Genomic DNA, 26018 nt, shown 5'->3' with positions numbered 1-26018 from the left:
CTCGCGCCGCCCGACGAGCCCTCACGCGGTCCACTCCGGCACGGTTCGCTCGACGAACCTGCCGTGGCCGGGCGTCCCGACGACCGCGCCGTCGTCGGCGACCAGTTCCCCCCGGACGAACGTCTTCGTCACCCGCCCCGTCACCTGCCGGCCCTCGTACAGGCTGTAGTCGGCGACCGAGGCGTTTTCTCCGGCGGTTATCTCGTCGGACGCGGTCGGGTCGAACAGGACGATGTCGGCGTCGGTCCCGGGGTCGAGCGTCCCCTTGTTCGGCAGACCGAACGTCCGGGCGGGGTTCGCGCACATCACGCGGACGACGAACGGGTACGAGAGGCCCCGTTCGGCGACCGCTTCGTCCTGAAACACCTGCAAGCTCCGCTGGAGGCCGTTCGCGCCGTAGGGGCCCTCCCACCAGTTCGACGCGGTCTTCGTCGCCGCCGACTGGGCGACGTGGTCGGTCGAGACGACCTGGAGACTGCCGCGCCGGAGGTGCTCGAACAGCGCGTCGCGGTCCGCCGCCGTCCGGAGCGGCGGGGCGATCCGCGGGAGCGCGCCGTCGGACTCGTACCGTTCGTCGGTGAGGGCCGTGTAGTGCGTGCAGGTCTCCGCGCGGATCCTCGTGCCGTCGTCGCGGTGTGCGGCGAGGACGTCGGCCGCCTCTTCGCACGAGGTGTGGACACCGTAGTACTTCGCGCCGACCTCGCGTGCGATGCGGGCGGCGGCGTTCGCGGCGATCGCCTCGGTGTAGTCCGGGCGCGACCGCGGATACCACCGCTCGTCGGTGCGTCCCGCCGCCCGTAACTCCTCGGTGAGTGCCTCACAGATCGAGTCGTCCTCCGTGTGGAACAGGGCGACGATCCCGTGGTCCGCCAGTCGATCGAGCGCCCGACGGATGAAGCCGTGCGACAGGCCGAACTCGTAAGCGGTGTACATCTTCACGGAGGTCACGCCGGCCTCGACCAGGTCGGGGAACGAGTCGAACGCGGCCGGGTCCTCGCGGAGGAGCCCGGCGTGAAGGCCGAAGTCGACCACAGACGCCGCCGCCCGAGAGCGCTTGTCCGCGATGCCCTCGAGCAGCGATACCTCGGGGTCCGGGCCGGCGTCGCCGTCGAACCCCTGCCACGCGAAGTCGATGAACGTCGTCACGCCGCCGAGGGCCGCCGCCTTCGACGCCGTCTCGTACGTGTCCAGGGAGACGTGGTCGCCGACGTGGACGTGCGGGTCGACGACGCCGGGCATGACCAACTGCCCCGTCGCGTCGACGACCGTGTCCGCCACTGGCAGGCGGTCGCGCTTTCCGACCGCGACGATGCGTCCCTCGTCGATCGCGAGCGCCCCCTCCCGGGTTCCGTGTTCGGTGACGAGCGTCCCGTTCGCGATAACCGTCTCGACAGTCATTCGTCCGCTATGGCGGACACGTGTTCATATAATTTGCCAATACTGCCGTGTTTACCGACCGGAGCGCGACCTCGTCGTCGGGACCCACCGTGACCCAGGCGACGCATCCGCCTGCGGAGTGCCAGGGGCGTACTCGGTCACGACCCGAGCAGAGCTTCGAGCCGGAACCGCGCGATCGTGTGCACCTCGTCCAGCGCGGTCCGAAACTCCGTAGACTCCGAGTGGTCGACCCGTGTTTCCATCGCGTCCTGTATCGCGTCCGGCGACTCGTCTTTCACGGCCATGATGAACGGAAAGCCGAAGCGCTCGCGGTACGTGTCGTTCAGCCGCTGGAAGGCGTCGTACTGATCCGGGCTGAGTTGGTCCAGTCCGGCGGACGCCTGCTCCGCCTGTGACGCCTCGGTCATCTCCGTCCGCTCGCCGAGGTCGGGATGCGCCCGGAGCAGTTCGAGCTGTTTCGCTCGCGAGGCCTCCTCGACGGCGTCCCGCATCGCGCCGTGGACGTCGTCGAGCGAGGAGAACGGCCGCTCCGCGGCGGTCCGTTCGGCCACCCACGGGGACGTCTCGTACACGCCGCTCAGGAGATCGACGAACGTCTCCCTGTTCGCCCGGTTCAGTTCCTCGATCGTGAGTTCGCTCATCGCTTCCCGTTCGTCTGTCGACCGATTACTTAAATCACGCCGTTCGATCACGAACTGCCGCGGGTCGACGTACGCGGCACCGGGGACCGCTCCGGTGCGGCCGTCGCTGGAGCCGTCCGGAGCGGCCATACGCGGCAGTTAGGAGTGGACGGATGATCCGTCTCGACCGTGTCTCCGATGCAAAACGGACATCGATCCGATACGAGCTAAAATACCTACGAGAATATTAGGTATTTGATGCAAACGTTGAAATTTGATCCCGTGCGACGAAGTCACACGGGTGGATCGGAAGCCACGACCGGCGACTCCGTCGTACTGTACGGTATCGAGGACAAACCGTTCGTACTTTCGGTAGCAATTGGTAGTGACCCGTGCAAAACGGGACACACCAAACGTCGCTGGGCTTGACGAGGAAGGTTTGCTACTATTGTTTTTCGTCTCTGTCGGGGTGACAGCGGGCGCGATATACGCCGACCCACCACCAGCAGTCACATCTTGTTCCGACTGTCCGAGATACGCTACGGGAGCGTCACCGTGGCGTTCCTCTACGTCATCACCGGAATCGAGACGATCGGCGACATCTCGGGGACGGTCTCGGCGACGGGACGCGAGGCCACGCGGAGAGAGCTCCGCGGCGGCCTCTTCGCCGACGGAGTGATGAGCGTCGTCGGGGCGGTGTTCAACGCCCTCCCGAACACCTCCTACTCGCAGAACGTCGGGCTCGTCAACTTCACCGGCGTTGCGAGCCGCTACGTCGCGGGGATCGGCGGCGTCGTCCTCGTGGTCCTCGGCTTCGTCCCGAAGGTCGGCGCGGTCGTCTCGGCGATGCCCGACGCGGTGCTCGGCGGCGGGGCGCTGATCCTCTTCGCGATGATCTTCTCGTCGGGCGCGCGGATCATCACCCAGAACGTCACGCTCGACCACCGCAACTCGACGATCCTCGCGCTGTCGATGGCGCTCGGCCTCGGCGTCGCGTTCCAGCCGGCCGTCCTCCAGGAGTTCCCGGCCGCGGTCCAGACGCTGTTCGGCTCCGCGCTCGTGACCGGCGGCATCGCCGCGCTCGTCCTCAACGTCGTGATCCCCGGCGGCGGCGTCGGCACCGGTCCGACCGAGTACACCGACGGGCTCACGCCCGACGCACCGACCGAGACGGACGACGTGCCCGACGCACCGGCGTCCGCCGACGACTGACGACTGACAACCACGACTGACAGCCTCCACCCGGTCGCGCGCGGTGCGGGCGCGCTAGCGGCGACGATCCACGGTTTCACAACTTTAATGCTCGTCGCAAGAGGGCATACAGTATCGATATGACTGTGACCCGAAACTACGAGCGCGAGTTCGTTCGGACGTTCTTCACTTCCCCGACCGCCGTCGAGGGCGAAGACGACTCGGCGAAGATGCTCCGGAGCGCGGCCCAGCTTCGGGGAATGCAGGCCCCGGACACGTGGATCCCCGACAACGAGGACGCGACAGCGCCGTCGATGCGCGACGAGGGCGTCGAGAACATCGTCGAGGTCGTCGCCGAACACGGCGCGGCGTTCCCCGGGGAGATCCACCCGCGCGTGGTGTGGCACCGCGAGCGCCCCACGACACGCTACCAGGGCTTCCAGCAGATGCTCGAGATCGCCGACCCCGACAACGGCGCGGTCGAGCACATCGACGGCTTCGTCATCCCCGAAGTGGGCGACATCGACGACTGGAAGAAGGCCGACGAGTTCTTCACCATCATCGAGAACGAGCACGGTCTCGAGGAGGGGAGCCTCTCGATGTCGGTCATCGTCGAGAGCGGCGAGGCCGAACTCGCCATGGGCGACCTCCGCGCGGAGATGGGCAAGCCCTCGAACAACCTCCAGCGAATGTTCATGCTCGTCGACGGCGAGGTCGACTACACGAAGGACATGCGGGCGATGACGCCGACCGGCGAACTGCCGCCGTGGCCCGAACTGCGACACAACACTTCCCGGGGTGCCAGCGCGGCGGGCCTGATCGCGGTCGACGGGCCGTACGACGACATCCGTGACGTGGCGGGCTACCACGACCGGATGACCGAGAACCACGCGAAGGGGATGCTCGGCATCTGGTCGCTCACGCCGGGGCAGGTCGTCGAGGCCAACACCGCCCCGCTCCCGCCGAAGACCGGGCAGTGGCTCGTCGAGGTCGACGGCGACGAGGTCGAACTCGACGCCGTCGAGGGCAAACAGGTGTACGACGGCGACGCCCTGACGCTCGCGACGACCGACGACGGGACGTACGTGCTGGGCGTCGGCGGCGACGAACACGAACTGGCCAAGGACGAACTCCACGAGGAACTGCTGAACCTGACGGCGTACGTCCCGAGCATGGACGACATCGTCGACTCGATGGAGGAGTTCGAGGCGGCCAAGGAAGCGGGCAAGGGCGCGATCGCGATGACGCGGTCGGCGACGCTGGTCATCGACGGCGTCGAGGTCGAGGTCAGCGCCGACCGGATGTGGGACGAGGCGACCTACCAGGCCGCACAGACTCCGATCGCGCTGTTCCAGGACGTCTACGAGCACCGTCCGGACCAGCACGAGGAACTCGAAGAGATGTACGGCGCGGACGTCGTCGACCGCGCGATGCAGGTCGGCGCCCAATAACTCGAACGCCCCTCGACGGCGCTCGGCTCGGGCAGGTTCGCTGGCGTTCCGTTCGCTTTTTGCACATCGCCTCCGAGGCGGCGACCGCCACGCCGTGTGTGACTGGGAAGGCGGAGCCACGGACGGAGTACGAGGTCCAGCCCGACCGGTCGGGAGGAACTAGTCGTGGTTCGGGTGTGAGCGCGCGTCGGCGTCGTGGTCGACGCCAGCGAGCGAGGCGAGCGCGGTCGCAAGGATGTCGGTCGCGACGGCACAGTCGACCCAGTCGGTCCACTCCAGCGGGTTATGCGAGTGGCCGCCGCGCGAGGGCGCGAACAGCAGCCCGGCGTCGGTGGCGGCCGCGACCTGCATCGTGTCGTGTCCGGCCCCCGAGTGGAGGTCGACAGTGTCGAGGTCGAGCGCCCGCCCGGCGTCGTGGAGGGCGTCGCGGCAGACGGGGGCCATCTCCACGGGCGGGACCTCGTACGGGTGTGTGACCGTCGTCGTGACGCCGCGTTCCCGTTCGATCCGGTCGAGTTCCGCGCTCGCCCGGTCGACGAGCCCGTCGATCACCGTCCCGTCGACGTCCCGGACGTCGACGCTGAACTCGACGCGCCCCGGGACGACGTTGACGACGCCCGGGTCGACCGTGAGCTCCCCGACCGTCGCGACGGTCGTCTCGGTGGCGTCGGGGGCGCTCCGTGCGGCCTCCTCCATCGCGAGCACGAACTCGCTGGCGGCCGCGAGCGCGTCCGTCCGCTCCGTCATCGACGTCGATCCGGTGTGGTCGGGCGTTCCCTCGATGGTCCCGCGGAGACGACTCGTGCCCGTGATAGTCGTGACGACGCCGGCCGGCGTGTCGAGTCGTTCGAGCCGATCGCTCTGTTCGACGTGGAGCTCCAGCCACGCGTGCCACTCGCTCGCGTCGAGGCGGCCCTCGCCGTGGAAGCCGATGTCGGAAAGCGTCTCGCGGAGGGTCTCGCTCCCGTCCGAGCGGTCGAGCGCCGTCTCGACGTCGAGCACGCCGGCGGCAACCGACGAGCCGAGGACGCCGTCGGCGAACCGGGTCCCCTCCTCGCCGGTGAAGCAGACGACCTGGATCGGACGGGCCGGGGACAGACTGGCGTCCTGCATCGCCCGGACCGCTTCGAGCCCGGCGTAGACACCCAACGGGCCGTCGAAGATGCCGCCGTTCGGGACGGAGTCGAGGTGGCTCCCGACCGCGACGGGAGCCGTCCCGGGGTCACAGCCGTCGGGCCGCCACGTCCCGGCGACGTTGCCGACGGTGTCGACGGTCACGTCCAGTCCCGCGACGATCATGCGGTCGACGAGAAGCTCCCGGGCCCTGCGGTTCGCCTCGGTCCCCGGGAGCACCGTCCGCCCCACGCCCTCGTCTGTCGCGACGGCGCCGCACTGCGCGTTGGTCTCGATGTCCCGCCGGAGGCGATCGACGTCGGCTCGTACCACTCGCTCGGTCATCGTCTTTCGTCGTCGGCTGTCGGCATGGTGTGTCGGTTGTGGTGAGCGGGTCTTATCAGTTGTCACGGCGACCAGCGGGTGAACGGCGGGCGGTCGGCCGCAACGGGCTCAGCTCCCGCGGTACGTCGTGTAGCCGCCGGGGGAGAGCAACAGGGGGACGTGGTAGTGCTCGTCGGGCTCCGAGACGACGAACCGCACCGGGACCGTCTCCAAGAACGTCGACGCCGTGCCGGTCTTCTCGTAGTAGGGACCGACGTCGAACGTCAGCTCGTACGTTCCCGGCTCCAGCTCCGACCCGGTCAGGAGCGGCTCGTCGAGACGCCCGTCGTCGTTCGTCGTCCCGCTGGCGATCGGCTCTGTCCCCCCGGAGTCGTCTACCCTGTCGAGTGTCACCGCGACGCCCTCGGCGGGCCCCTCCCGGCTCGTGTCGAGGACGTGTGTCGTCAGCCCCGCGCTCATGTCTCGTCCTCCCCATCCAGATCGCTGCGGTCCATCGAGAACTGCTGGAAGCCGGTGGGCCGTGGGGGCTCCCGGAGCACCTTCCCGTCACCCGCGAGGTCGTCCCGTTCTTTGATCCACGTGCGGTTGTTCGCCTCGAAGCGGACGCTTTCGAGTTGAGGGAACCGTTCGAGCACCCGCAGGCCGATCCGGTAGATCAGGTCCTGGATCGAGTTCACGTCGTGTTCGTGGAAGACGGTCTGGGCGATATCTCGCACCTGCTCGGCCGGGACGTAGCGTTCGGGGTCCTCGCCGAGCGCGTCGGACGCCTCGGCGTACGTCCAGAAGACGTCGAGCGCGACGTAGAGCGTGCGGTTCTCCCGCTCGGGCAGGGTCGTGTACTCGTCTTGAACGTAGCCGGTGAAGGAGTTGTCCTTCACTTTCACCAGTTCGATCTCCGTGACGCCGCTCTCGTGGTCGTCGACGACCGGCCCGTCGTCGCTCCGGACGAGCGAGACGTCGCCGAACCCCGCCTCGTTGTGCGACACCCGGAAGACGAGGTCGCTCGCCTCGAAGCCGTCGCCCGTGGGGACTGGTCGCTCCTCGAAGGGGAGTTCGTCCGCCGACAGCCGCACGGCCTCCATCTGTTCGTACGTCTCCAACAGCCGCGCTCCCACGAAGTGGAGGAAGCCCTCGAGGGTCGCGCCGTCGTACTCCCCGGCGTGGTGGAGCACGAAGTTCTTCATCGAGTCCGTCGCGACGACCATGCTGTTGTCGCCCTCGCTGAACGAGGGGAGGAACGCCTCACCCTCGACCTGGATCCGCGCCTCCAATCCGAAGAGCACGTTGTCGCGGCCGTCGAACGTCGACTCGGGGATCGTCCGCACCCCTTCGAGCGGGGTCCCGTACGTGCGGTAGACGGCGACGTGCTCCTTGCCGTAGTTCATCGTGCGCTGGCCGGTGTCGGCCGCGTCGTCGACCATACGTTACCGACACCTCCGTCTGTCGGCGTCCGGAGCGTCCCGTCCGCGATTCCGTCGTCTCCTCGTCGGGGGACAGATGAACGTCATTGTCCAGGTGATACTCCGTCCGGCTGTATAAAAGGCCTTGTTCCGCGGCATACTTTCGACGTCCGTCCGGCAGCGCGTCGGATCGCTACGGACTCCGCAAACGTGCCTGACGCCACACGGGCCGCCACACGATCTGCGTGCCCCGTGTCAGTGCCGGCGGGTGTGCCGCGGCGGTGTTGCGAGCGGAAGCTTTTCATCGGCGACCGGTAACGTGGGAGGGGAATGCTGCTCACAGGGACGGTCGTCGCGGACGCGGAGACGGTGATCGAAGAGGGGGCCGTCGTGGTCGAGGGGTCACGCATCGAGGCCGTCGGCCCGCGGGCCGACCTCGCCGACCGCTACGGCGACCGCGAGACACACTCGTACGACCTCCTGCTCCCGGGGTTCGTGGGCGGGCACGTCCACTCGGTCCAGAGCCTCGGCCGCGGTATCGCCGACGACACCGAACTCCTCGATTGGCTGTTCGACTACGTGCTCCCGATGGAGGCGTCGCTCTCCGCGGAGGAGATGGCAGTCGCCGCGAAACTCGGCTACCTCGAACTGATCGAGAACGGGACCACGTGCTGCATCGACCACCTCTCGGTCGCTCACGCCGAGGAGGCGTTCGAGGCCGCCGGAGAGATGGGAATCCGCGGCGTGCTCGGGAAGGTGCTGATGGACCGGCGGTCACCGGACGCGCTCCGTGAGGACACCGAGGCGGCGCTCGCCGAGTCCGAACGGCTCATCCAGCGCTACCACGGCGCGTTCGACGACCGGCTCCGCTACGCCGTCACCCCGCGGTTCGCGGTCTCCTGCTCGGAGAGCTGTCTCCGAGGCGCGCGCGAGCTCACGGACAGATACGACGGCGTCCGGATCCACACCCACGCCAGCGAGAACCGCGGCGAGATCGAGACGGTCGAATCAGACACCGGCCTGCGGAACGTCCACTGGCTCGACGAGGTCGGCCTCACGGGCGAGGACGTCGTGTTAGCACACTGCGTGTGGACCGACGAGAGCGAGCGAGAAGTGCTCGCCGAGACGGGCACGCACGTCACCCACTGCCCGTCGTCGAACATGAAGCTCGCGAGCGGCGTCGCACCGGTCGTCGACTACCTCGACCGCGGGATCAACGTCGCGCTGGGCAACGACGGCGCGCCGTGTAACAACACGCTCGACCCGCTGACGGAGATGCGTCAGGCGAGCCTCCTCGGGAAGGTCGACCGCCTGGAGCCGACCGCCGTCCCGGCCCGGACCGTCTTCGAGATGGGGACGCTGAACGGCGCGAAGGCCGCCGGGTTCGAGCGCGTCGGCGCGCTCCGCGAGGGCTGGCGGGCGGACGTCATCGGCCTGAGCACAGACCAGACCCGGTCGGTCCCGATCCACGATGTCTTCTCGCATCTCGTCTTCGCCGCCCGCGGCGACGACGTGCGGTTCACCATGGTCGACGGAGACGTCCTCATGCGCGAGGGGGAGGTGACGGTCGTCGACGCCGAAGAGATCCGCCGGCGGGGCAGAGAAGTCGCCCTCGGGATGGAGCTCGACGAGGAGCGGGAGGCGGCACGGCAGCAGAAACCCTGAGCCCGGCCGCGACTACTCGAAGCCGGTTCGGTCGACGAGATCAGCCGCCGCCGTCGACGCCCGCGAGAGCACGTCTCCGACGTCCGCGTCGAACGACCGGAGTTCGCGCTCGGCCATGACGACCTCGCCGGCGCAGATCACGGTATCGACCTCGAACCCCTGGGCGGCGTGGACGAGCGTGAACACCGGGTCCGAGCAGGGGGTCAGATGCGGGTGGTCCAGATCGACGACGACGAGGTCTGCCTGCTTGCCCGCCTCCAGCGACCCGAGGCTGTCGGCGTGGCCGATCGCCGCCGCGGCGTCGATGGTGAGCATGTCGAACGCCGTCTGGGCGGGGACGACTCCGGGGTCGCGGTGGAACCCCTTGTGGCCGCCGGCCATCGCCCGGGCGTCGCTCAGCGGGTTGACCGTGTCGCTCAGGATCGAGTTATCCGTGCCGAGCCCGACGGTGACGCCCGCGTCGTGCATCGCGACGACCGGCGCGAAGCCGGTCGCCAGCCGCATGTTCGCCATGAAGTTGTGCGCGACGGCCGTGCCGGTCTTCGCTAGGAGTCGTACGTCACCGGCGTCGATCTGGACGCAGTGACCCAGGAGGGCGCGCTCGCCGAGGTAGCCCACGTTGCGCAGGTACTCGATGCTGGAGATGTCGCGGCGTTCCTCGGCTTCGGCCTCGGCGACGTGGGCGGTCGTCATCACGTCGTACTCCTCGGCGAGCGCGTACGCCTCCCTGAAACACCGGTTCGTGGTGGTCGGGACGACGACCGGGGCGGGCCAGACCGACTGTCGGCCGTCGGGCACGTGGTGCGTCTCGATCAGCGACGCAACCTCGTCGACGACGGTGTCGGTCTCCTCGACGAACAGTTCGAGCGGCGGGTGGTCGACGCCCGGTTCCCGCGCCTGGATGTCCCTGACGAGTTCCTGAAACTCCGGGTCCGCACCGCGGTCGACCATGCCAGCGCCGTAGACGTTCCGGATCCCCGACCGGTCGTACACGTCGAGTTTGGCCTCGATCGTCGACCAGTCGTCCCAGACGACCTCCGTGTCGTTCTCGACGAACGTCGTCACGCCCGCCCGGATCGCCTCGATGCAGTACAGCGTCGCCGCGAGCGCGTGCTCGTCGACCGTCATCGCCAGCGTCCCGGGGCGTTTGACGTTGTAGAGCCAGTCTAAGAGGCCGCGGTCCTCGGCGAACGACCCCCGAAGGAGGATGTCCGAGACGTGCGTGTGGGGGTTCACCAGCCCCGGGATCACCGCCCCGCCCTCAGCGTCGACGACCCGGTCGGCGTCGGCCGCGAGTTCCTCGGCCGGCCCCACCGCCTGGATCTCGTCGCCCGCGACGGCGACGGCCCCGTCGTCGATCACCTCGCGGGCGGCGTTCTGGGTGACGACCCGGCCGTTGGTCACGAGGAGGTCCGTCATTCGGCCCCCTCGGGGAGTGCGGGCGTCCGGCTGTCGAGGAGTCCTCCGCGGCACCGAGTTCGGTTCATACAGCCGGTGTTATGTCCGACAGAAATAAACATTCGGACAGTCGGATGCGGAGTGACGTTCGATCTTCGGGGCCGCGCGCGGTCCCGAAGTGATCGAACGCCGATCGAGCGCCCGCGGGACCGACCGGCCGCGTCGGATTTGACGAACCGGGAGCAGAGAGAGTGAAAGGTAGAACATTCCCCGCCAAATCCGCCAATGTGGCAGGACTTATATATTAATGGGCCGAGCGTACTGGACAACGACAGATCATGAGTAAGGACGATTTCGTCCGGTTGGAACACGTCACGAAGACCTTTCCCGGGGTAGTCGCGAACGACGACGTCTCGATGTCGGTCCGGAAGGGGGAGATCCACGGGCTGCTCGGGGAGAACGGGGCCGGCAAGAGCACGCTGATGAAGGTCCTCTACGGGCTGTACTCGGCCGACAGCGGCGAGATTTACGTCGACGGCGAGCGCGTCGAGATGGCCTCACCGCAGGACGCGATCGACGCCGGTATCGGGATGGTCCACCAGCACTTCAAGCTCATCCCGCGGCTGTCGGTCTCGAAGAACATCGTCCTCGGCATGCGCGAGCCCAGCGGGCCGTTCAGGGAGGACGCGACGGCCGACGGACTGCTCGGGTCGGTCGCCTCGAACCCGCTGGTGCGGGGGCTCGCCGCTCGGTTCACGCTCGGGCTCGACGCGCCCGAAGCGAAGATCCAGTCGCTCGCCGACGAGTACGGCTTCGACATCGACGTGGGCGCGCCGGTGTGGGAACTCGACGTCGGCGAGCGCCAGCGCGTGGAGATCCTCAAGGCGCTGTACCGCGACGTCGACCTGCTGATCCTCGACGAGCCGACGGCCGTCCTCACGCCGACCGAAGCGGAACGGCTCTTCGACACGCTCCGGCGGCTGGCGAAACGCGGGCTGTCGATCATCATCATCACGCACAAGCTCAAGGAGGTCGAGTCGGTCACCGACCGCGTGACCGTCCTGCGGGACGGCGAGCGGGTCGGGACGGTCGAGACAGCCGACGTCTCCCGCGACGGCCTCGCCCGGATGATGGTCGGGCGGGAGGTGCTGTTCGACGTCGACAAGGCGGCCGTGACGGCCGGCGAGTCGGTGCTCGAAGCGTCGAACCTGCACGCCGACGACCAGCGCGGGATCGAGGCGCTCTCGGGGGTCGACCTGACGATCCACGAGGGGGAGATCGTCGGCGTCGCGGGCGTCAGCGGGAACGGACAGATGGAGCTGGCGGAGACGCTGGTCGGCGTCCGCGAGGCCACGGCCGGATCGATCAGCGTCGGCGGCGAGGAGCTGACGGGGGCCCCGCCGCGCGCGTTCATCGACGCCGGCGTGTCGTTCGTCCCCGAGGACCGACACCGGACCGGCTGTGCGGAGACGCTCTCGGTCATGCACAACGCGGTGTTGAAGCGGTACAAGAGCACGGAGTTTGGCGAGGGCATCCGCCTCGACTACGAGTCGACGGCCGCGTACGCCGAGACGCTCGTCGAGGAGTTCGACGTCCGCGGGGTCGACGACGTCTCGGCGGCCCGGGCCGGCGAACTGTCCGGCGGGAACCTGCAGAAGCTGATCCTCGCACGGGAGATGGACCGCGACCCCGATCTGCTCGTCGCCAGCCAACCGACGCGCGGGGTCGACGTCGGCGCGATCGAGTTCATCCGGAAACGCCTCATCGAGCAACGCGACCGGGGGACGGGCGTGTTGCTCCTCTCGGAGGACTTAGACGAGATCATGGACCTCAGCGACCGCATCCTGGTCATCTACGAGGGTGAGTTCGTCCACGAGACGACGCCGGAGGCGGCCGACCGTCGCCGCCTCGGCCTGGAGATGAACGGCGGCGAAGGCGGGAGCCAGCCGACGCCGAACGCGAAAGTCGCGGCCGACGGCGGCGGGGACGGGTCGTGATGCAGGTCGACGTCGAACTCACGGCCCGCGAGGAGGTCCCGCGGTGGATGGTGTACGGGACGCCCGTGTTCACCGTGTTGGCGGCCCTCGCGGTGAGTGCCGTGGCGCTGGTCGCGCTGGACGTGAGCCCGCTCGCCGCCTACGAGGTCATGTTCGTCCAGACGGTCACGACGGAGTTCGGTCTCACCGAGACGGTGGCCAAGGCCGTCCCGCTGATCTTCGCGGGGCTGGCGGTCTACCTCCCGCTCAAAGCGCAGCTGTGGAACATCGGCGCGGAGGGCCAACTGTTCATGGGCGCGGTCGTCGGGACCTGGATCGGATTGAACGTGTCGCTGCCGATGATCGGGCTCCTCCCGCTGATGTTCGTCGGAGCCGGCGCCGCGGGCGCGCTCTGGATCGCCGTGCCAGCGTGGCTCCGCGCACGCTGGGGCATCAACGAGATCATCACCACGCTGTTGTTCACCTTCGTCGCCGCCGACATCAAGAACTACGTCGTCCGGGGGCCGATGCAGGCTCCCGGCGCGAACTTCCCGCAGACCGCACAGCTCCCGGTCGCCGGGCAACTGCCGACCGTCCCCGGCGTCGGGCTCCCCGTCGGGGTGCTCCTCGCCGTCGTCTTCGTCGCGCTGACGTACCTGCTCGTCAACCACACCCGGCTGGGGTTCGAGATCACCTTCATCGGGGCCAACGACGAGGCGGCCGAACAGGCCGGGATGAGCACCTCGAAGATCTACCTGTTCGTGCTCATGGTCGGCGGGGCGTTCGCCGGGTTCGCCGGCATCAGCGAGATCTCCGGCGTCCAGACGCGGCTGCGCGCCTTCTTCGCGCCGGGGTACGGCTTCACCGCGATCCCCATCGCCCTGCTCGGCCGCAACGGCGCGTTTCAGGTGTTGCTCGCCGCGCTCTTTTTCGCCGTGATCTTCGTCGGCGGGTCGAGCGTCCAGACGCTCATGAGCGTCCCCGCCGCCATCGTCGACGTCATCCAGGCGCTCATCATCCTCTTTTTGATCACCGCCGAGTTCTTCAAGCGCTACAGCGTGGCGCTCTCGGTCGGTCGAAAGCCCGGCCCGGAGCCACAGGCCGCCGCGCGGGCGGAGCCGGAGGGTGAGCTCTGATGGCCGGCCTCCTCGCGGGGCTGGCGAACGCGACGGTCAACGCGAGCACCGTGCTCATCCTCGCCGGATTGGGCGAACTCATCAGCGAGCGGGCCGGGGTGCTCAACCTGGGTGTCGAGGGGATCATGCTCGTCGGCGCGCTGTCGGGTTTCGTCACCACCGTCGTGACCGGCAGCTACTGGCTCGGGTTGGGCGTCGCCATCATCGCCGGCGGGCTGCTGTCGCTCGTCCACGCCTTCCTCTGTATCTCGCTCAACTCCGACCAGGCCGTCAGCGGGATCATGCTGACGCTCCTCGGGACGGGGCTGACGACGTACTTCGGAAACAGCTACTCCGGCAACTCCATCTCGGGCTTCCCCGAGCGCACCATCCCGTTCGTCGGCGAGGTTCTCGTGGGGATCCCGATCGTCGGGCCGGCGCTCTTTCAGAGCACCGTGACCGACTACGCCGCGCTACTGCTCGTGCCGTGCGTCTGGCTGTTCCTCTACCGGACGAACCTCGGGTTGGAACTCGTCTCCGTGGGCGAGGACCCCGAGACGGCGGACACGATGGGCGTCGACGTCTACCGCATGCGCTACCTGGCCGTGATCGTCGGTGGGGCGTTCGCCGGCGCGGCGGGGGCACACCTCTCGTTGGCGTTCAACCAGATCTGGTCGGCGGGGATGACCGCCGGCCGCGGGTGGATCGCGGTCGCGCTCGTCATCTTCGCGCGGTGGCGGCCCGAGCGCATCCTCCTCGGGGCGTACCTGTTCGGCCTGTTCAACGCGCTGCAGCTGTACTCGCAGGCGCTCGATCTGACCCTCGCGGCGGGGACGCCCTTTGCGTCGCTTTTCAACCCCGTCATCGACTTCGTCATGAACCCGACGATCATGTCGACGTACCCCTACCTGGCGACCCTGCTCGTGTTAGTCGTCACCGTCGTACGCGCGGAGAACCGCGAACTCGCACAGCCGTCGGCGCTGGTGGAGTCGTACAGCCGCGAGTCCGACTGATTCCGACGGGCCCCGAGAGCGCCCACCCGTCCGGAGCCGACGTGGCAGACGCCGACACGACGCGCGGAGTGGGGGCGATCGGTCCGGACAGTCGTGGGCGGCCGACACGACTGCTGACGACGCCGGTCTCGAAAAACACGCCGTATCGGGAATGTTTATGTTCCTGTGAAATAAGGTGTCTATGTAACACAAAAACGCGCTACTCGGTGGACGATTGTAGTCCTCAGTAGCCGAAGTCATACACAATAATGGATCAACAATGACGAGAGAGACACTCACGCGACGGAACGCACTGAAGACCACAGCCGGACTCGCCGGGGCCCTCGGGCTCGCCGGCTGTTCCGGGGGCTCCGGCGAGTCCGGCGGCTCCACGTCGGACGGGACCGAGACGTCCGGCGGCTCCACGTCGAGCGGGACTGACTCGTCCGGCAGTGGCGGGTCGTCCGGCGGCGACGGCGTGCGGGCGGCGTTCATCTACCAGGCCGAGGTCGGCGACGTCGGCTGGGATCGCGCCCACGAGGACGCGCGCCAGGCCGTCACCGACCGCTTCGACTGGCTCGAGACGGAGTTCTCGGAGGCGGTCGCCCCCGGCGACGTCCAGCGGGTCATGGAGCAGTACATCGCCAGCGGGATGGACGTCATCTTCGGGACGACGTTCGGGTACATGGACCCGATGGCGAGCATGGCTCCCGACCACCCCGACACCGTCTTCGAGCACTGTTCGGGCTTTCAGACGATGGAGAACATGGGCCGGTACTACGGCCGGCTCTACCAGGCGCGGTACCTGTGCGGGGTCGCCGCGGGCCTCCTGACCGAGACGAACCAGCTGGGGTACGTCGCGGCGTTCCCCATCCCCGAACTCGTCCGGCAGATCAACGCGTTCGTCCAGGGCGCGCGGACCGTCAACCCCGACGTGACCGCGGACGTCAGGTGGACGAACGCGTGGGTGGACCCGCCGGCCGTAACGCAGGCGGTCAACGCCCTCACGAGCGACGGGGCCGACGTGATCAACAACCACCAGACGACGACCGCGGCGACCCAGACCGCCGCGGAGAACGAGGCCTGGGCGTTCACCTACACCACCTCGATGGCCGAGGCCGGCGGCGACTGGTACGGCAGTTCGGCGCTGTTCAACTGGGAGGAGTTCTACGCGCCGACGCTGCAGGCCATCAACGACGGCAGTTGGAGCTCCGACGCGTACTGGGAGGGGCTGGACGCCGGCGTCGTCGGCGTCGACGACTTCGGTCCGCAGGTCCCCGACAGCGTCGTGAGCGAGGTCGAGTCGTACCAAGAAGAACTCGTCGCCGGCGACCGGACGGTCTGGCAGGGGACGCAGTTCGAGGGCGAGTCCGACTCGTTCCTCTTCGGCGAGATGCAGAGCTACGTCGAGGGCATCAACGGCGAGGTACCCAGCTCCTGATCGGGGACCGTCGCCGTCAGCCGAACCACATCGCCTCCCGATGCCGCCCGGGCCACATCTCGTGTCGACGCCCCTGCCGACGACCGTGGTCACTCCGTGTGTCGCGGCGAGTGTTTAACCCGGAGCCGTCCGTGGTCCGCCCGTGAGACGAACGATCGACGCGACGGAGAACGCGGACGTCCTCGGCCCCTACAGCCACGGGGCGACGGACGGACGGGTCCTGTTCACCGCCGGACAGATCCCGATCACGCCGGCGGGCGACGTCCTCGCCGACGAACCCATCGAGGTGCAGACGGAACAGTCGCTGGCGAACGTCGAGCGGATCCTCGCCGAGGAGACCCTCGGGATGGACGACGTCCTCAAGACGACGGTGTACATGACCGATATCGACGAGTTCGACGGCATGAACGCGGCGTACCGCTCCTTTTTCGACGCGGCTCCCCCGGCGCGAACGGCGATCGAAGTGCAGCGGATCGCCGACGGGGCCGCCATCGAGATCGAAGCCGTCGCCACACACAGGTAGTGTGCGCCGGCTGGCCGGGGCGGGCCCCGGTCACGCACCGCGACCCGCCGATTGTGGTAGACACAACTGTTAGTATCGCGGGGTTTGACAGTCACTCGTAGATGAGCGGGCCGCATACGCGTGACGAACAGGAAGCGACAGAGCGAATTATCGAACGAACGGGGAGCGCGCTCGAATCCGGCCGGTATCCGCTGGCCATCACGAACAACCCGGCGCTGTACCGCCTGGAGCTGCGGCGGATCTTCGGGCGGGCGTGGGTGTATCTCGGGCACGTCTCGGAGTTCGGGGAGCCGGGCGACTACGCCCGCCGGTACATCGGCGAGGACCCGTTCATCCTGACGCGGGACGAACGGGGGGAACTACACGCCTTTCTCGACAGCTGTATGCACCGCGGCGCGCAGTTCTGTACCGCCGAGAACGGCAACACCTCGCACTTCCGGTGTCCGTATCACGGGTGGACGTACAGGAACGACGGGACACTCCAGGGGATGCCCCATATGAAGGAGGCGTATCAGGACCTCGACGAGGAGGAGATCACGCTCGAGGAGGCGTGTCTGGAGACGTATCAGGGGCTGATCTTCGGTCGGATCGCCGAGGAGGGCCCGTCGCTGGAGGCGTACCTCGGCGACTTCACCTGGTATCTCGACGTGCTGTTCGGCACGACCGAGAGAGGCATGACGGTCGTCGGCGAACCCCACCGCTGGGAGTCCGACCACGACTGGAAGACGTCGGCGGACAACTTCTCCGGCGACTCGTACCACGTCCTCACGACCCACCAGGCGGGGCTCGAAACTGAAACCCTCGCCAAGGGACCGTGGGAGGAACTCACCGACTTCCCGGCGGCGTCGTATCTCGCCTGCACCGACCGCCACTCGATGGGCTACTACCTCTCCGAGGAACCGGGGACGTTCATGGGCTATCCCGACGGGATCGGCGAGTGTCTGCACCCCGACCTCTCGGCGGCACAGCGGGAGCTGTTCAGTCGCTCCGTGTTCCACTTCGGGACGGTCTTTCCCAACATGTCGATCATCCACGGCATCCAGTCGGGCGGCTGGGGCGGGCCGTGGGCCTGTATCCGGAAGTGGAACCCGCGCGGCCCGGGGACGACCGAGACCACGAGCTGGTGGCTCGTCCCGCGGGAGTTCGCCGACGACGACTCTTTCCTCGCCGACTCTCACCGCGGCTGGGAGAGCCTCAGCCCCGGTGGCGCGTTCGAGTCCGACGACCTCACCATCTGGGAGGGGATCTCCGACAGCAGCGGCGCGGTCACGCACGAACTGCGCGACACACGAGGCAACATGCAACAGGGGCTGGGCGCGATGACCGACGAGGTGGAGACTGTCGACGACCCCCTCCACGGCCCCGCCGAGGTGACCACGAAGGGGTTGTACTTCGACGAGCGCAACTCCCGAACGATCCTGCGGTCGTGGTACGAGCTGATGCGCGAGGGGGCGACGGGCGACCCGGACGCGGAGCCGACGACGGAGGGCGAGGCGTGAGTCCGGTGTCGCCGGAGACGACCGTGGACGTGGAGACACAGCACGCCGTCGAGCAGTTCCTCTCCCGCGAGGCGGAGCTGCTCGACACGTTCGCGCTCGAGGCGTGGCTCGACCTGCTCGACGAAGACGTCCTGCTCGAAGTGCCGGTCCGTGTCGCACGCCACCCGGGATCGGAGCGCCCGACGTTCAGCGAGGAGACGAACTACCTGCGCGAGGATTACGAGATGATCCGCGAGCGGGTCGGCCGGCTGGCGAAGGAGTACGCCTGGTCGGAGAACCCGCGGTCGCGGATCCGCCACGTCATCGGCAACGTGCGGGTGCTTGAGGCGACCGACGAGGAGCTGACGGTCGCCAACAACCAGCACGTGTTCCGGAGCTACGGCGACACGGCCGATCACGACCTGCTCTCCGCACAGCGACACACCGTGCTCCGGCGGGGGGACGACGGCTTCACCATCGGCCACCGAACCGTCTACCTCGACCACGCGATCTTGAATACGAAGAACCTGACCCTCCCGCTCCTCTAACCATGGCCGACGACCACACCATCGGGGAGACGCGGACGGTCGCCGAACGCCGGCTCACGGACGGCGACGCGACGGTCACGGTCAGGAAACTCGTCTCGAAGGGCGAGCGGCTGGCGATCGACAGCGGCGACGCGCGTGTCAGCCTCGACGCGCTCTTGCTCGAGGGGCTGTCGTGGCAGCGCGACCGGGCGGCGGTCGACGACCTGCTCGGCTCCGACACCGCCGTCGCGACCGACCCGGCCGCCACGGCCGACGGGGACACGGAACAACCCGTCGTGACCGCCGAGGCCGACGGGGCGCTCTCGGTGTCGAGCGAGTACTCACACGTGTTCGTCCGCGACGTGACGACGCCGGCCGGCGACGCCCTCGCGATCACGACGCCGGGTCGGGGGACGTCGATCACGCTCGGGGTGCAGTCGCTCCGGGTGCTCGCGAGGGTCGAGGACACGTACGTCTTCTCCGTCTGGTTCCAGACCCCGTTCGGGCCCGAGGACACGGCGGTCGAGGGACCGCTGTAGATGCTCCTCACTGGGACCGTCGTCGTCGACGCCGAGACGGTGCTCGACGACGGGGCGGTCGTCGTCGACGGGGACGAGATCGAGGCCGTGGGACCGGCGGCCGACGTCGTGGATCGGTACCCGGAGCATGCACGCCGCGCGTTCGACGTCGTCTGCCCGGGCTTCGTCCAGACGCACGTCCACTCCGTCCAGAGCCCGGGCCGAGGGCTCGCGGACGACACCGACCTGTTCGAGTGGCTCGACGACCACATCCTCCCGATCGAGGCCGGGATGACGGCCGACGAACTGGCGCTGGCGTCGACGCTGAGCTACGTCGAACTGCTCGCCCACGGGACGACCTGCTGTGTCGACCACCTCTCGGTTGCGCACTCCGAGCGAGCGTTCGAGGCCGCCGGAGAGATGGGAATCCGCGGCGTGCTCGGGAAGGTGCTGATGGATCGGAACGCGCCCGAGGGGCTCCGTGAGGACACCGAGGTGGCGCTCGCCGAGTCCGAACGGCTCATCCAGCGCTACCACGGCGCGTTCGACGACCGGCTCCGCTACGCCGTCACCCCGCGGTTCACCCCGACCTGTTCGGAGAGCTGTCTCCGAGGCGCGCGCGAGCTCACGGACAGATACGACGGCGTCCGGATCCACACCCACGCCAGCGAACACGCGTCCGTCATCGACGACGTCACCGAGGAACGCGGCATGGGCGACGTCGAGTGGCTCCACGAGGTCGGCCTCACGGGCGAGGACGTCGTCCTCGCGCACGTGATCCTGACGGACGAGCGCGAGCGCGAACTCCTCGCCCAGACGGGGACGCACGTGACGTACTGCCCGTCGTCGAACATGAAGGTCGGCGCGGGCATCGCCCCGATCGTCGACTACCTCGACCGCGGGATCAACGTCGCGCTGGGCAACGACGGCGCGCCGGCGAACAACACGCTCGACCCGCTCGCCGAGATGCGCCAGGCGACGCTCCTCCAGAAGGTCGCCCACGAGAACCCGCGGACGCTGCCCGCAGAGACGGTGTTCCGGATGGCGACGCGAAACGGCGCGAGGGCGGCAGGGTTCGACCGCGTCGGCCGGCTCGAAGCGGGGTGGAAGGCCGACCTCGTCGGTCTCCGGACCGACACCAGCCGCGGCGTGCCGCTGCACGACGTCCACTCGTACCTCGTCTACGCGGCCACCGGATCTGACGTCGTGTTCGCCATGGTCGACGGCCGAGTGGTCGTCGAAGACGGCGACGTGACCACCGTGCGGACCGACGAGGTGTACCGCCGCGCCCGCGAGGCGTTCGAGGGGCGCTCGTGGGGCGACGGGTGAGCCACGTCACGGCTCGGTGAGTTATCTGTCGTCCACCCTGTCTGCCCCGTCCGCGACGGTCGGGTCGGACTCGAACGCGGAGTCGACCGTCGTCGACCCGAAGACGCCGACCAGCCGCGCCGGCGTCGACCCGACGTTCCGCACCGCGTGTGGCTCACCGGCCGGGATCACCGCGAGCGACCCGGCGTCGACCGTCGTGGTCGTCCCGTCGACGCTGGTCTCGACGGTCCCGCTGAGGACGAACAGGAGCTCCTCATTCCCGTCGCGGTGGCGGCCGAGACGGCTGCCGGGGTCGAGTTCGTTGTAGACCACCGTGCAGTCCGCCGCGTCGCCGGTCGTCTCGCCGGGGCGGTCCGGGCTGAACGGGAACCCCGCCCGCCAGCGTGCTCCCTCGGTGTCCTGCTCGACGGTGTCCAGCCCCAGCTCTTCGAATCGAACGACGTCCATAAGAGACCAGGAAGCCGTGCCCTCATAGCCCTTTGCCAGGAAAGAGTCAGACGACCACGTCGACGTACTCGCCGGCCGCGACGTCGACGAGCCCGTTGTTCGTCAGGCGAAGCGCCGGGATGACTTCCAGCGCGAGGTACGTCAGTTCGAGCAGCCCCCCGGGAACGGACAGCCCGATGTCGGCCGCCGCGTCGACGACGGCCGCGAACGAGCGAGCCGTCTCGTCGACCGGGGCGGCCGCGACGAGGCCGGCCACCGGCAACGGGAGGGTCGTGAAGCCGTCGGTCGCGGGGTCGAAGACGGCGATGCCGCCGCCGACGTCCCGCAGGTGGTTCGCGACCCGGGCCATCGCGCCGTGCGTGACGCCGGCGACGAGACAGTTGTGTGCGTCGTGGGCGACGGTCGTTCCGATGGCCCCTCGGTCGAGCCCGAGGTTGTGAACGAAGCCACGACCGATGGTGCCGGGCCCGCCGTGGCGTTCGATGACGGCCATCGGCAGGACGTCCGCGTCGCGATCGGCCGCGAGGACGCCAGCTCCCGCCGACGCGCCGACCGGGTCCACGGGCACCGACGCGCGTGTCTCCTCGGTACGGAAGCTCCCGACGACGGACGCGACGCGCACCGTGACCGGGCCCGACCCGTCGTGTTCGATCGCCAGATCCGACGGCGTCACGGGATCGAACGTGACGGTCTCCGTGGCGACCGCCGACCCCGTCGGCGGATCGGCGTCGGCCGTCGGATCGACGACGCCGTCGACGACGACGTGCTCGACGGCCCACGAGTCGAGAGCCGAGAGGAGCACGAGATCCGCGGGCGCGCCGGGTTCGATGCGGCCGAACGGGAGGTCGTACGCCTCGGCCGTGTGCAGCGTCGCCATCTGGACCGCCGTGACGGGGTCGACGCCCAGTTCGATCGCCCGCTCGACGGCGACGTTGATCCCGCCCCGCTCGTGGAGGTCGACCACGTTCCGGTCGTCGGTGCACAGCGAGAGGCGCCGAGTGTCGACCTCGTCGACGAGGTCGACGAGCGCCGCGAGGTTCCGACTCGTCGAGCCCTCCCGGAGGAAGAGCCGGAAGCCGGCGTCGGCCTTGGCCCGCGCCTCCGCCAGCGTGACGCTCTCGTGATCGGTGTCGAGGTGACGGGCAAGTTCTGCCAGCGACGACGGGTCGGTCACGCCGGGGACGTGGCCGTCGACCGTCACGCCGTGGTCGCGTGCGGCCGCGATCTTCGCGTGGATCTCGTCGTCGCCGTCGAGCACGCCAGGGAGGTCCATCACCTCGCCGAGCGCGACCGCCCGGTCCATCTCGAGTAACTCCGCGACCGCGGCGGCGTCGACGGTGCTCCCGGCGTCCTGGAGGTCCGTCGCCGGCACCGACGACGGCACGGTCAGCCGGGGTTTCAGCGGGGTTCGTTCGGCGTCGGCACAGAACGCCCGGACGCCCTCGGGTCCCAGCACGTTGGCGATCTCGTGTGGGTCGTGGACGACGCTCGTCACGCCGTGTGGCACAACCGCCGCGCCGTACTGCGGGAGCGTGACCATCGCCGCCTCGACGTGCGTGTGTGCGTCGACGAGGCCGGGCGTCACGTACGCCGCCTCCAGCACCCGGTCGGCCGGATGCTCCCCGAACCCGACGACGGTGCCGTCGTCGACGGCGACCGCCCGCTCTTTCAGAGTCCCGGCGGTGACGTCGACGACCGTCCCCCTGACCAGGAGGTCGACGGTGTCGCTCACCGCGGCGCTCCCGGGGCGGCGGTGTCGGTTGCGGTGGCGGTCGCCGTGGGTCGACCGCGGGCACGGTCGCGACACGAGAGACGGGGCGACGGCGTCACTGTGTGTCCAGCGCCGCGTTCACTTTCTCCGGGGTGATCGGCAGGTCGCTCACGCGGACGCCGACGGCGCGGCGGATCGCGTTGCTCAGCGCCGGTGGGACGGCGTTGGTCGGGACTTCCGCCACGGACTTCGCGCCGAACGGGCCGGTCGGTTCGTGCGTCTCGACGAGGATCGGCGTCAGGGGTGGCTGGTCGTCCGTCCGCGGCATGCCGTAGTCGCGGAACCCGCACACCTCGGGAGCCCCCTCGTCGTCGAACGAGAGCCCGCCGCCGACCGCCAGCTCGTAGCTCATGTGCATCGCGCCCGTGACCTGTCCCGCCGCGAGGTCCGGATTGATCGCGACGCCGCAGTCGACGGCGAACACGAGGTCGTGGATCTCGAACTCCCCGGTCCGCTCGTCCACGGTGACGTCGACGAACTGCGCGCCGAACGGCGGCGGTGACTCGTCCGTGCTGTGGCTCGCCTGCCCCATCACCTGCGCGCGCACGTCGTCGCCGTAGATGGACTCGTAGCCGATCGCCTCGAGCGAAACCGACTCGCCCGTCCGCTCGGAGCGCACGGCCCCGCCGCGGGCGGTGAGCGCGTCGGCCGGTTCGTCCAGCAGTCGCGCGGCGACCCCGAACAACTGCTCGCGCGCGTCCTCGGCGGCCTTCTTTACTGCCTGCCCGGTGACGTACGTCGTCGACGAGGCGTACGCGCCGTAGTCGAACGGCGAGACGTCCGTGTCCGACGGCTGGACGACGATGTCCGCGGGGCGGGCACCCAACACCTCGGCGGCGATCTGTGCCATCGCGGTGTCGGCCCCAGGGCCGATGTCGACAGCGCCGGTCTGGAGAACGAACGAGCCGTCCTCGTTCATCCTGATGTGGGCGGCCCCGAGTTCGTCGCCGGGGATGCCACTGCCCTGCATCGCCAGCGCGACGCCGCAGGCGCGGTGGAGATGGTCCTCCTCGGGCTGATCGACGTCGTTCCACCCGATCGCGTCTTTCCCCCGGTCGATGCACTCGTCCAGCCCACAGGAACGGATCCGCCGGCCGTGGCCCTCGCCCGGGTCGAGGATCTTCGAGGCGACGTCGAGGTCCCCCTCGCCGATCAGGTTGCGCGAGCGGAACTCGATGGGGTCCAGCCCCAGTTCGCGGGCCACCTCGTCCATGTGCCCCTCGATCGCGAAGTGGCCCTGTGGCGCGCCGTAGCCGCGCATCGCGCCCGCGACGGGCAGGTTCGTGTGGACGGCCGTCGCCTCGAGGCGGACGTTCGGCGTGTGGGTGTACAGCGGCAGCGGCTTCTTGCCGACGGCCCCGCTCGCGGTCATCCCGTGGGGACCGTATGCCCCGGAGTTCGTCACGACCGACACGTCGAGCGCTTCCAGATCGCCCTCGTCGGTCACGACGCTCCGCACCGTGACGCGCGAGGGGCGGCGGAGCCGCATCGCGTGGAACTCCTCGGTGCGGGTCGCCTCCAGTTTGACCGGCCGGTCGGCGGCCAGCGCGAGCGCGAGCGCGATCGGTTCGATCACCATCGACTGCTTGCCGCCGAAGCCGGCACCGATCCGGGGTTTCGTCACCCGGACGTCCCGGACGGGGACGTCGAACAGGTGGGCTAACTGCCTGCGCACGTGCCAGGGGACCTGTGTGCTCGTCACCAGGTGGTAGCGGTCGTCCTCGTCGCGACGGGCGATCGTAGTGTGGGGCTCGGGTACGCAGTGGGACTGGTGTGGCGTCTCCCACTCCGTCTCGACGACGGTCCGGTCCGGCCGAGCGGCCGCGGCCTCGAACGCCGCGTCGACGTCGCCGATCTCGCCGGCGACGCGGGCCTCGACGTTCCGTTCGTAGTCGGCACCGGGCTGGACGTTCTCGACCTCGTCGGCGTCGTGCAGCCGCGGCGCGCCGTCGGCCATCGCCGCCTCGGGGCTGAAGACGGCGTCGAACTCCTCGTAGGTGACGTCGATCCGCCTGACGGCCGCGCGGGCGGTCGCGGTGTCTTCGGCGGCGACGGCAGCGATCGGGTCGCCGACGTACCGGACGCGCCTCCGAAGGACGTGCAGGTCCCACGGCGACGGCTCGGGGTACGACTGGCCCGCCGACGTGTACGGGCGGTCCGGGACCGACGGCGAGTCGGGCGTGATGACGGCGTAGACGCCGTCCATCTCCGCGGCCCGGCTCGTGTCGATCTCCGTGACGACGCCGTGTGCGACCGCCGAACGGAGCACCGCGGCCTCGGCGAGGTCCGGGACGGTGCCGGCGTAGTCGGCGGTGTACCGCGCGTCCCCGGTGACGATCGAGCGCGCGTCGACCTTCTCTTCGCGGCTCGCGACCGTGGCGTACTCCCCCCCGGCCGGGTCGTCAGCCGCGTCTGCCCCTGCATCGCGCTCGGCTTCGTCGGGTGGGAGTTCGCCGGCTCGTCCGTCGTCGGGATCGTCGGTCCGGCTCACTCCTGTTCACCGCCGGGGGCAGGGCCGGCACACGACCGTCTCTCCGGGACCGGACGGCCGCCGTCGGCCGCGACGTCGTCCGTGCGCGCCAGCCGACCCGCGGCGTCGTCCACGGCGTCGAGGATCCGCTCGTAGCCGGTGCACCGACAGAGGTTCCCCGAGAGCGACTCCCGGATCTCCCCTTCGTCGGGGTCCGGGTTCGCGTCGAGGAGCCCCTTCGTCCGCATGATCATCCCCGGGATACAGAAACCGCACTGGAGGGCCGCGTTGTCGACGAACGCCGCCTGGATCGGGTGGAGGTCGTCTTGGCTCCCCAGCCCCTCGACGGTCTCGACCGCCGCACCGTCGGTCCGCACGGCGGGCTGGACGCACGACTTCACCGGGTCGCCGTCGACGAGGACGGTACAGAACCCGCAGTCGCCGGTGTCACAGCCACGCTTCGCCCCGGTGTACCCCGCCCGACGGAGCGCGTCGAGCAGCGACGCCGACCGCGCGACGGTGAGCGTTGCGTCGTCGCCGTTCAGTGTGAGTTCGAGTTCCATGCGTATCCCCGTCCGTGACGTTCGGCGGTCGAACCGCTCTCCGGACTCGCTTTGCCGTCGCCTCTCATGGGCGTACGTCTACCGAGGACCGATGTTAATCTTTGCGTTGAATCAACTTATTTCGACCAAGTTCGACAAGCATATCTCGTTCGTGCAGTCGTTTCGTACCCATCTACCAGGTAAAATTCCAAACCCACCCGGTCTGGAGCAGTGGCTCGAACGGGACGACCCCACCCGCACGCGTCGGTGGCGGCGAACGCGTTTGCGCCGGCCGGCGACCGACACAC

Annotated in this window: 21 protein-coding genes and 1 pseudogene; 12 read left to right on the top strand and 10 right to left on the bottom strand. The window is 69.0% G+C overall.

Going from position 1 to position 26018, the window contains the following annotated elements:
• Window positions 1-21 precede the first annotated feature (21 nt).
• Window positions 22-1398 carry a dihydroorotase gene (locus NKJ07_RS22935; RefSeq protein ID WP_318571151.1) on the bottom strand — a complete coding sequence of 459 codons (1377 nt, stop codon included), beginning with the start codon at window positions 1396-1398 and terminating at the stop codon, window positions 22-24.
• A 137-nt stretch (window positions 1399-1535) separates the two neighbouring features.
• The gene (gene uraD / locus NKJ07_RS22930) at window positions 1536-2039 is read right to left on the bottom strand and encodes a 2-oxo-4-hydroxy-4-carboxy-5-ureidoimidazoline decarboxylase (RefSeq protein WP_318571166.1); all 504 of its coding nucleotides are present in this window, start codon (window positions 2037-2039) and stop codon (window positions 1536-1538) included.
• 528 nt (window positions 2040-2567) lie between these two features.
• Between uraD and NKJ07_RS22925 the strand changes: the two are divergent.
• Both NKJ07_RS22925 and aceB read left to right on the top strand, forming a co-directional pair.
• Window positions 2568-3230, top strand: a pseudogene (locus tag NKJ07_RS22925) (solute carrier family 23 protein); the annotation flags it as partial.
• A gap of 119 nt (window positions 3231-3349) precedes the next feature.
• Window positions 3350-4660 carry a malate synthase AceB gene (gene aceB, locus NKJ07_RS22920; protein WP_318571150.1) on the top strand — a complete coding sequence of 437 codons (1311 nt, stop codon included), beginning with the start codon at window positions 3350-3352 and terminating at the stop codon, window positions 4658-4660.
• Window positions 4661-4819: 159 nt separating this feature from the next.
• On the opposite strand, the gene NKJ07_RS22915 is transcribed toward aceB, so the two are convergent.
• The 3 genes from NKJ07_RS22915 to pucL form a co-directional block, all read right to left on the bottom strand.
• A complete protein-coding gene (locus NKJ07_RS22915) occupies window positions 4820-6118 on the bottom strand; it encodes a Zn-dependent hydrolase (RefSeq protein WP_318571149.1) in 1299 nt (432 codons plus the stop codon).
• A gap of 108 nt (window positions 6119-6226) precedes the next feature.
• Complete coding sequence (gene uraH / locus NKJ07_RS22910) at window positions 6227-6577, bottom strand: hydroxyisourate hydrolase (protein WP_318571148.1); 351 nt, start codon at window positions 6575-6577, stop codon at window positions 6227-6229.
• Window positions 6574-7539, bottom strand: a complete 966-nt coding sequence (pucL, locus tag NKJ07_RS22905) for a factor-independent urate hydroxylase (RefSeq protein ID WP_318571147.1) — start codon at window positions 7537-7539, stop codon at window positions 6574-6576. Before pucL ends, uraH begins: the two co-directional genes overlap by 4 nt.
• 309 nt (window positions 7540-7848) lie before the next feature.
• Here pucL and NKJ07_RS22900 point away from each other — a divergent pair, with 309 nt between their 5' ends.
• Window positions 7849-9183, top strand: coding sequence for a 5'-deoxyadenosine deaminase (locus NKJ07_RS22900; RefSeq protein WP_318571146.1), 1335 nt, complete (start codon window positions 7849-7851; stop codon window positions 9181-9183).
• Window positions 9184-9195: 12 nt separating this feature from the next.
• Here NKJ07_RS22900 and NKJ07_RS22895 read toward each other — a convergent pair whose 3' ends face one another.
• A complete protein-coding gene (locus tag NKJ07_RS22895) occupies window positions 9196-10602 on the bottom strand; it encodes an amidohydrolase family protein (protein ID WP_318571145.1) in 1407 nt (468 codons plus the stop codon).
• A 317-nt stretch (window positions 10603-10919) separates the two neighbouring features.
• On the opposite strand from NKJ07_RS22895, the gene NKJ07_RS22890 reads away from it, so the two are divergent.
• The 9 genes from NKJ07_RS22890 to NKJ07_RS22850 all read left to right on the top strand — a co-directional run bounded on the left by NKJ07_RS22890 (window position 10920) and on the right by NKJ07_RS22850 (window position 20480).
• Window positions 10920-12578, top strand: a complete 1659-nt coding sequence (locus NKJ07_RS22890) for an ABC transporter ATP-binding protein (protein WP_318571144.1) — start codon at window positions 10920-10922, stop codon at window positions 12576-12578.
• A complete protein-coding gene (locus tag NKJ07_RS22885) occupies window positions 12578-13693 on the top strand; it encodes an ABC transporter permease (protein ID WP_318571143.1) in 1116 nt (371 codons plus the stop codon). The genes NKJ07_RS22890 and NKJ07_RS22885 overlap by 1 nt, the downstream gene beginning before the upstream one ends.
• The gene (locus tag NKJ07_RS22880) at window positions 13693-14685 is read left to right on the top strand and encodes an ABC transporter permease (RefSeq protein ID WP_318571142.1); all 993 of its coding nucleotides are present in this window, start codon (window positions 13693-13695) and stop codon (window positions 14683-14685) included. The genes NKJ07_RS22885 and NKJ07_RS22880 overlap by 1 nt, the downstream gene beginning before the upstream one ends.
• Window positions 14686-14944: 259 nt before the next feature.
• Complete coding sequence (locus tag NKJ07_RS22875) at window positions 14945-16105, top strand: BMP family ABC transporter substrate-binding protein (protein ID WP_318571141.1); 1161 nt, start codon at window positions 14945-14947, stop codon at window positions 16103-16105.
• 142 nt (window positions 16106-16247) lie between these two features.
• Window positions 16248-16628 (top strand): RidA family protein, encoded by a 381-nt coding sequence (locus tag NKJ07_RS22870; protein WP_318571140.1) that lies wholly within the window; start codon window positions 16248-16250, stop codon window positions 16626-16628.
• A 101-nt stretch (window positions 16629-16729) separates the two neighbouring features.
• On the top strand, window positions 16730-18127 hold the full coding sequence (locus NKJ07_RS22865) for an aromatic ring-hydroxylating oxygenase subunit alpha (RefSeq protein WP_318571139.1): 1398 nt from the start codon (window positions 16730-16732) through the stop codon (window positions 18125-18127).
• On the top strand, window positions 18124-18654 hold the full coding sequence (locus tag NKJ07_RS22860; protein ID WP_318571138.1) for an aromatic-ring-hydroxylating dioxygenase subunit beta: 531 nt from the start codon (window positions 18124-18126) through the stop codon (window positions 18652-18654). Before NKJ07_RS22865 ends, NKJ07_RS22860 begins: the two co-directional genes overlap by 4 nt.
• A gap of 2 nt (window positions 18655-18656) precedes the next feature.
• Entirely contained in the window at window positions 18657-19172 is a 516-nt protein-coding gene (locus tag NKJ07_RS22855; protein ID WP_318571137.1) for a hypothetical protein, read from the top strand.
• On the top strand, window positions 19173-20480 hold the full coding sequence (locus tag NKJ07_RS22850) for a 5'-deoxyadenosine deaminase (protein WP_318571136.1): 1308 nt from the start codon (window positions 19173-19175) through the stop codon (window positions 20478-20480). It abuts the gene before it with no gap.
• 21 nt (window positions 20481-20501) lie between these two features.
• Here the strand turns inward: NKJ07_RS22850 and NKJ07_RS22845 are convergent, their stop codons facing one another.
• The 4 genes from NKJ07_RS22845 to NKJ07_RS22830 all read right to left on the bottom strand — a co-directional run bounded on the left by NKJ07_RS22845 (window position 20502) and on the right by NKJ07_RS22830 (window position 25731).
• Complete coding sequence (locus NKJ07_RS22845) at window positions 20502-20927, bottom strand: cupin domain-containing protein (protein ID WP_318571135.1); 426 nt, start codon at window positions 20925-20927, stop codon at window positions 20502-20504.
• Window positions 20928-20973: 46 nt separating this feature from the next.
• A complete protein-coding gene (locus NKJ07_RS22840) occupies window positions 20974-22659 on the bottom strand; it encodes an adenine deaminase C-terminal domain-containing protein (protein ID WP_318571134.1) in 1686 nt (561 codons plus the stop codon).
• Between the two features lie 94 nt (window positions 22660-22753).
• On the bottom strand, window positions 22754-25189 hold the full coding sequence (locus NKJ07_RS22835) for a xanthine dehydrogenase family protein molybdopterin-binding subunit (protein WP_318571133.1): 2436 nt from the start codon (window positions 25187-25189) through the stop codon (window positions 22754-22756).
• On the bottom strand, window positions 25186-25731 hold the full coding sequence (locus tag NKJ07_RS22830; RefSeq protein ID WP_318571132.1) for a (2Fe-2S)-binding protein: 546 nt from the start codon (window positions 25729-25731) through the stop codon (window positions 25186-25188). Before NKJ07_RS22830 ends, NKJ07_RS22835 begins: the two co-directional genes overlap by 4 nt.
• Window positions 25732-26018 lie beyond the last annotated feature (287 nt).

The sequence above is a fragment of the Salinigranum marinum genome (assembly GCF_024228675.1).
In the GTDB taxonomy this organism is placed as follows: domain Archaea; phylum Halobacteriota; class Halobacteria; order Halobacteriales; family Haloferacaceae; genus Salinigranum; species Salinigranum marinum.
Note: the sequence above shows the minus strand (reverse complement) of the source record. Positions and strands in the feature narration are given on the sequence as shown.

Bases quoted from the DNA above. Each gene is read 5' to 3' on its own strand.
- NKJ07_RS22935 (WP_318571151.1), bottom strand. From the start codon at position 1,398: ATGACTGTCGAGACGGTTATCGCGAACGGGACGCTCGTCACCGAACAC.
- uraD (WP_318571166.1), bottom strand. From the start codon at position 2,039: ATGAGCGAACTCACGATCGAGGAACTGAACCGGGCGAACAGGGAGACG.
- aceB (WP_318571150.1), top strand. From the start codon at position 3,350: ATGACTGTGACCCGAAACTACGAGCGCGAGTTCGTTCGGACGTTCTTC.
- NKJ07_RS22915 (WP_318571149.1), bottom strand. From the start codon at position 6,118: ATGACCGAGCGAGTGGTACGAGCCGACGTCGATCGCCTCCGGCGGGAC.
- uraH (WP_318571148.1), bottom strand. From the start codon at position 6,577: ATGAGCGCGGGGCTGACGACACACGTCCTCGACACGAGCCGGGAGGGG.
- pucL (WP_318571147.1), bottom strand. From the start codon at position 7,539: ATGGTCGACGACGCGGCCGACACCGGCCAGCGCACGATGAACTACGGC.
- NKJ07_RS22900 (WP_318571146.1), top strand. From the start codon at position 7,849: ATGCTGCTCACAGGGACGGTCGTCGCGGACGCGGAGACGGTGATCGAA.
- NKJ07_RS22895 (WP_318571145.1), bottom strand. From the start codon at position 10,602: ATGACGGACCTCCTCGTGACCAACGGCCGGGTCGTCACCCAGAACGCC.
- NKJ07_RS22890 (WP_318571144.1), top strand. From the start codon at position 10,920: ATGAGTAAGGACGATTTCGTCCGGTTGGAACACGTCACGAAGACCTTT.
- NKJ07_RS22885 (WP_318571143.1), top strand. From the start codon at position 12,578: ATGCAGGTCGACGTCGAACTCACGGCCCGCGAGGAGGTCCCGCGGTGG.
- NKJ07_RS22880 (WP_318571142.1), top strand. From the start codon at position 13,693: ATGGCCGGCCTCCTCGCGGGGCTGGCGAACGCGACGGTCAACGCGAGC.
- NKJ07_RS22875 (WP_318571141.1), top strand. From the start codon at position 14,945: ATGACGAGAGAGACACTCACGCGACGGAACGCACTGAAGACCACAGCC.
- NKJ07_RS22865 (WP_318571139.1), top strand. From the start codon at position 16,730: ATGAGCGGGCCGCATACGCGTGACGAACAGGAAGCGACAGAGCGAATT.
- NKJ07_RS22855 (WP_318571137.1), top strand. From the start codon at position 18,657: ATGGCCGACGACCACACCATCGGGGAGACGCGGACGGTCGCCGAACGC.
- NKJ07_RS22850 (WP_318571136.1), top strand. From the start codon at position 19,173: ATGCTCCTCACTGGGACCGTCGTCGTCGACGCCGAGACGGTGCTCGAC.
- NKJ07_RS22845 (WP_318571135.1), bottom strand. From the start codon at position 20,927: ATGGACGTCGTTCGATTCGAAGAGCTGGGGCTGGACACCGTCGAGCAG.
- NKJ07_RS22830 (WP_318571132.1), bottom strand. From the start codon at position 25,731: ATGGAACTCGAACTCACACTGAACGGCGACGACGCAACGCTCACCGTC.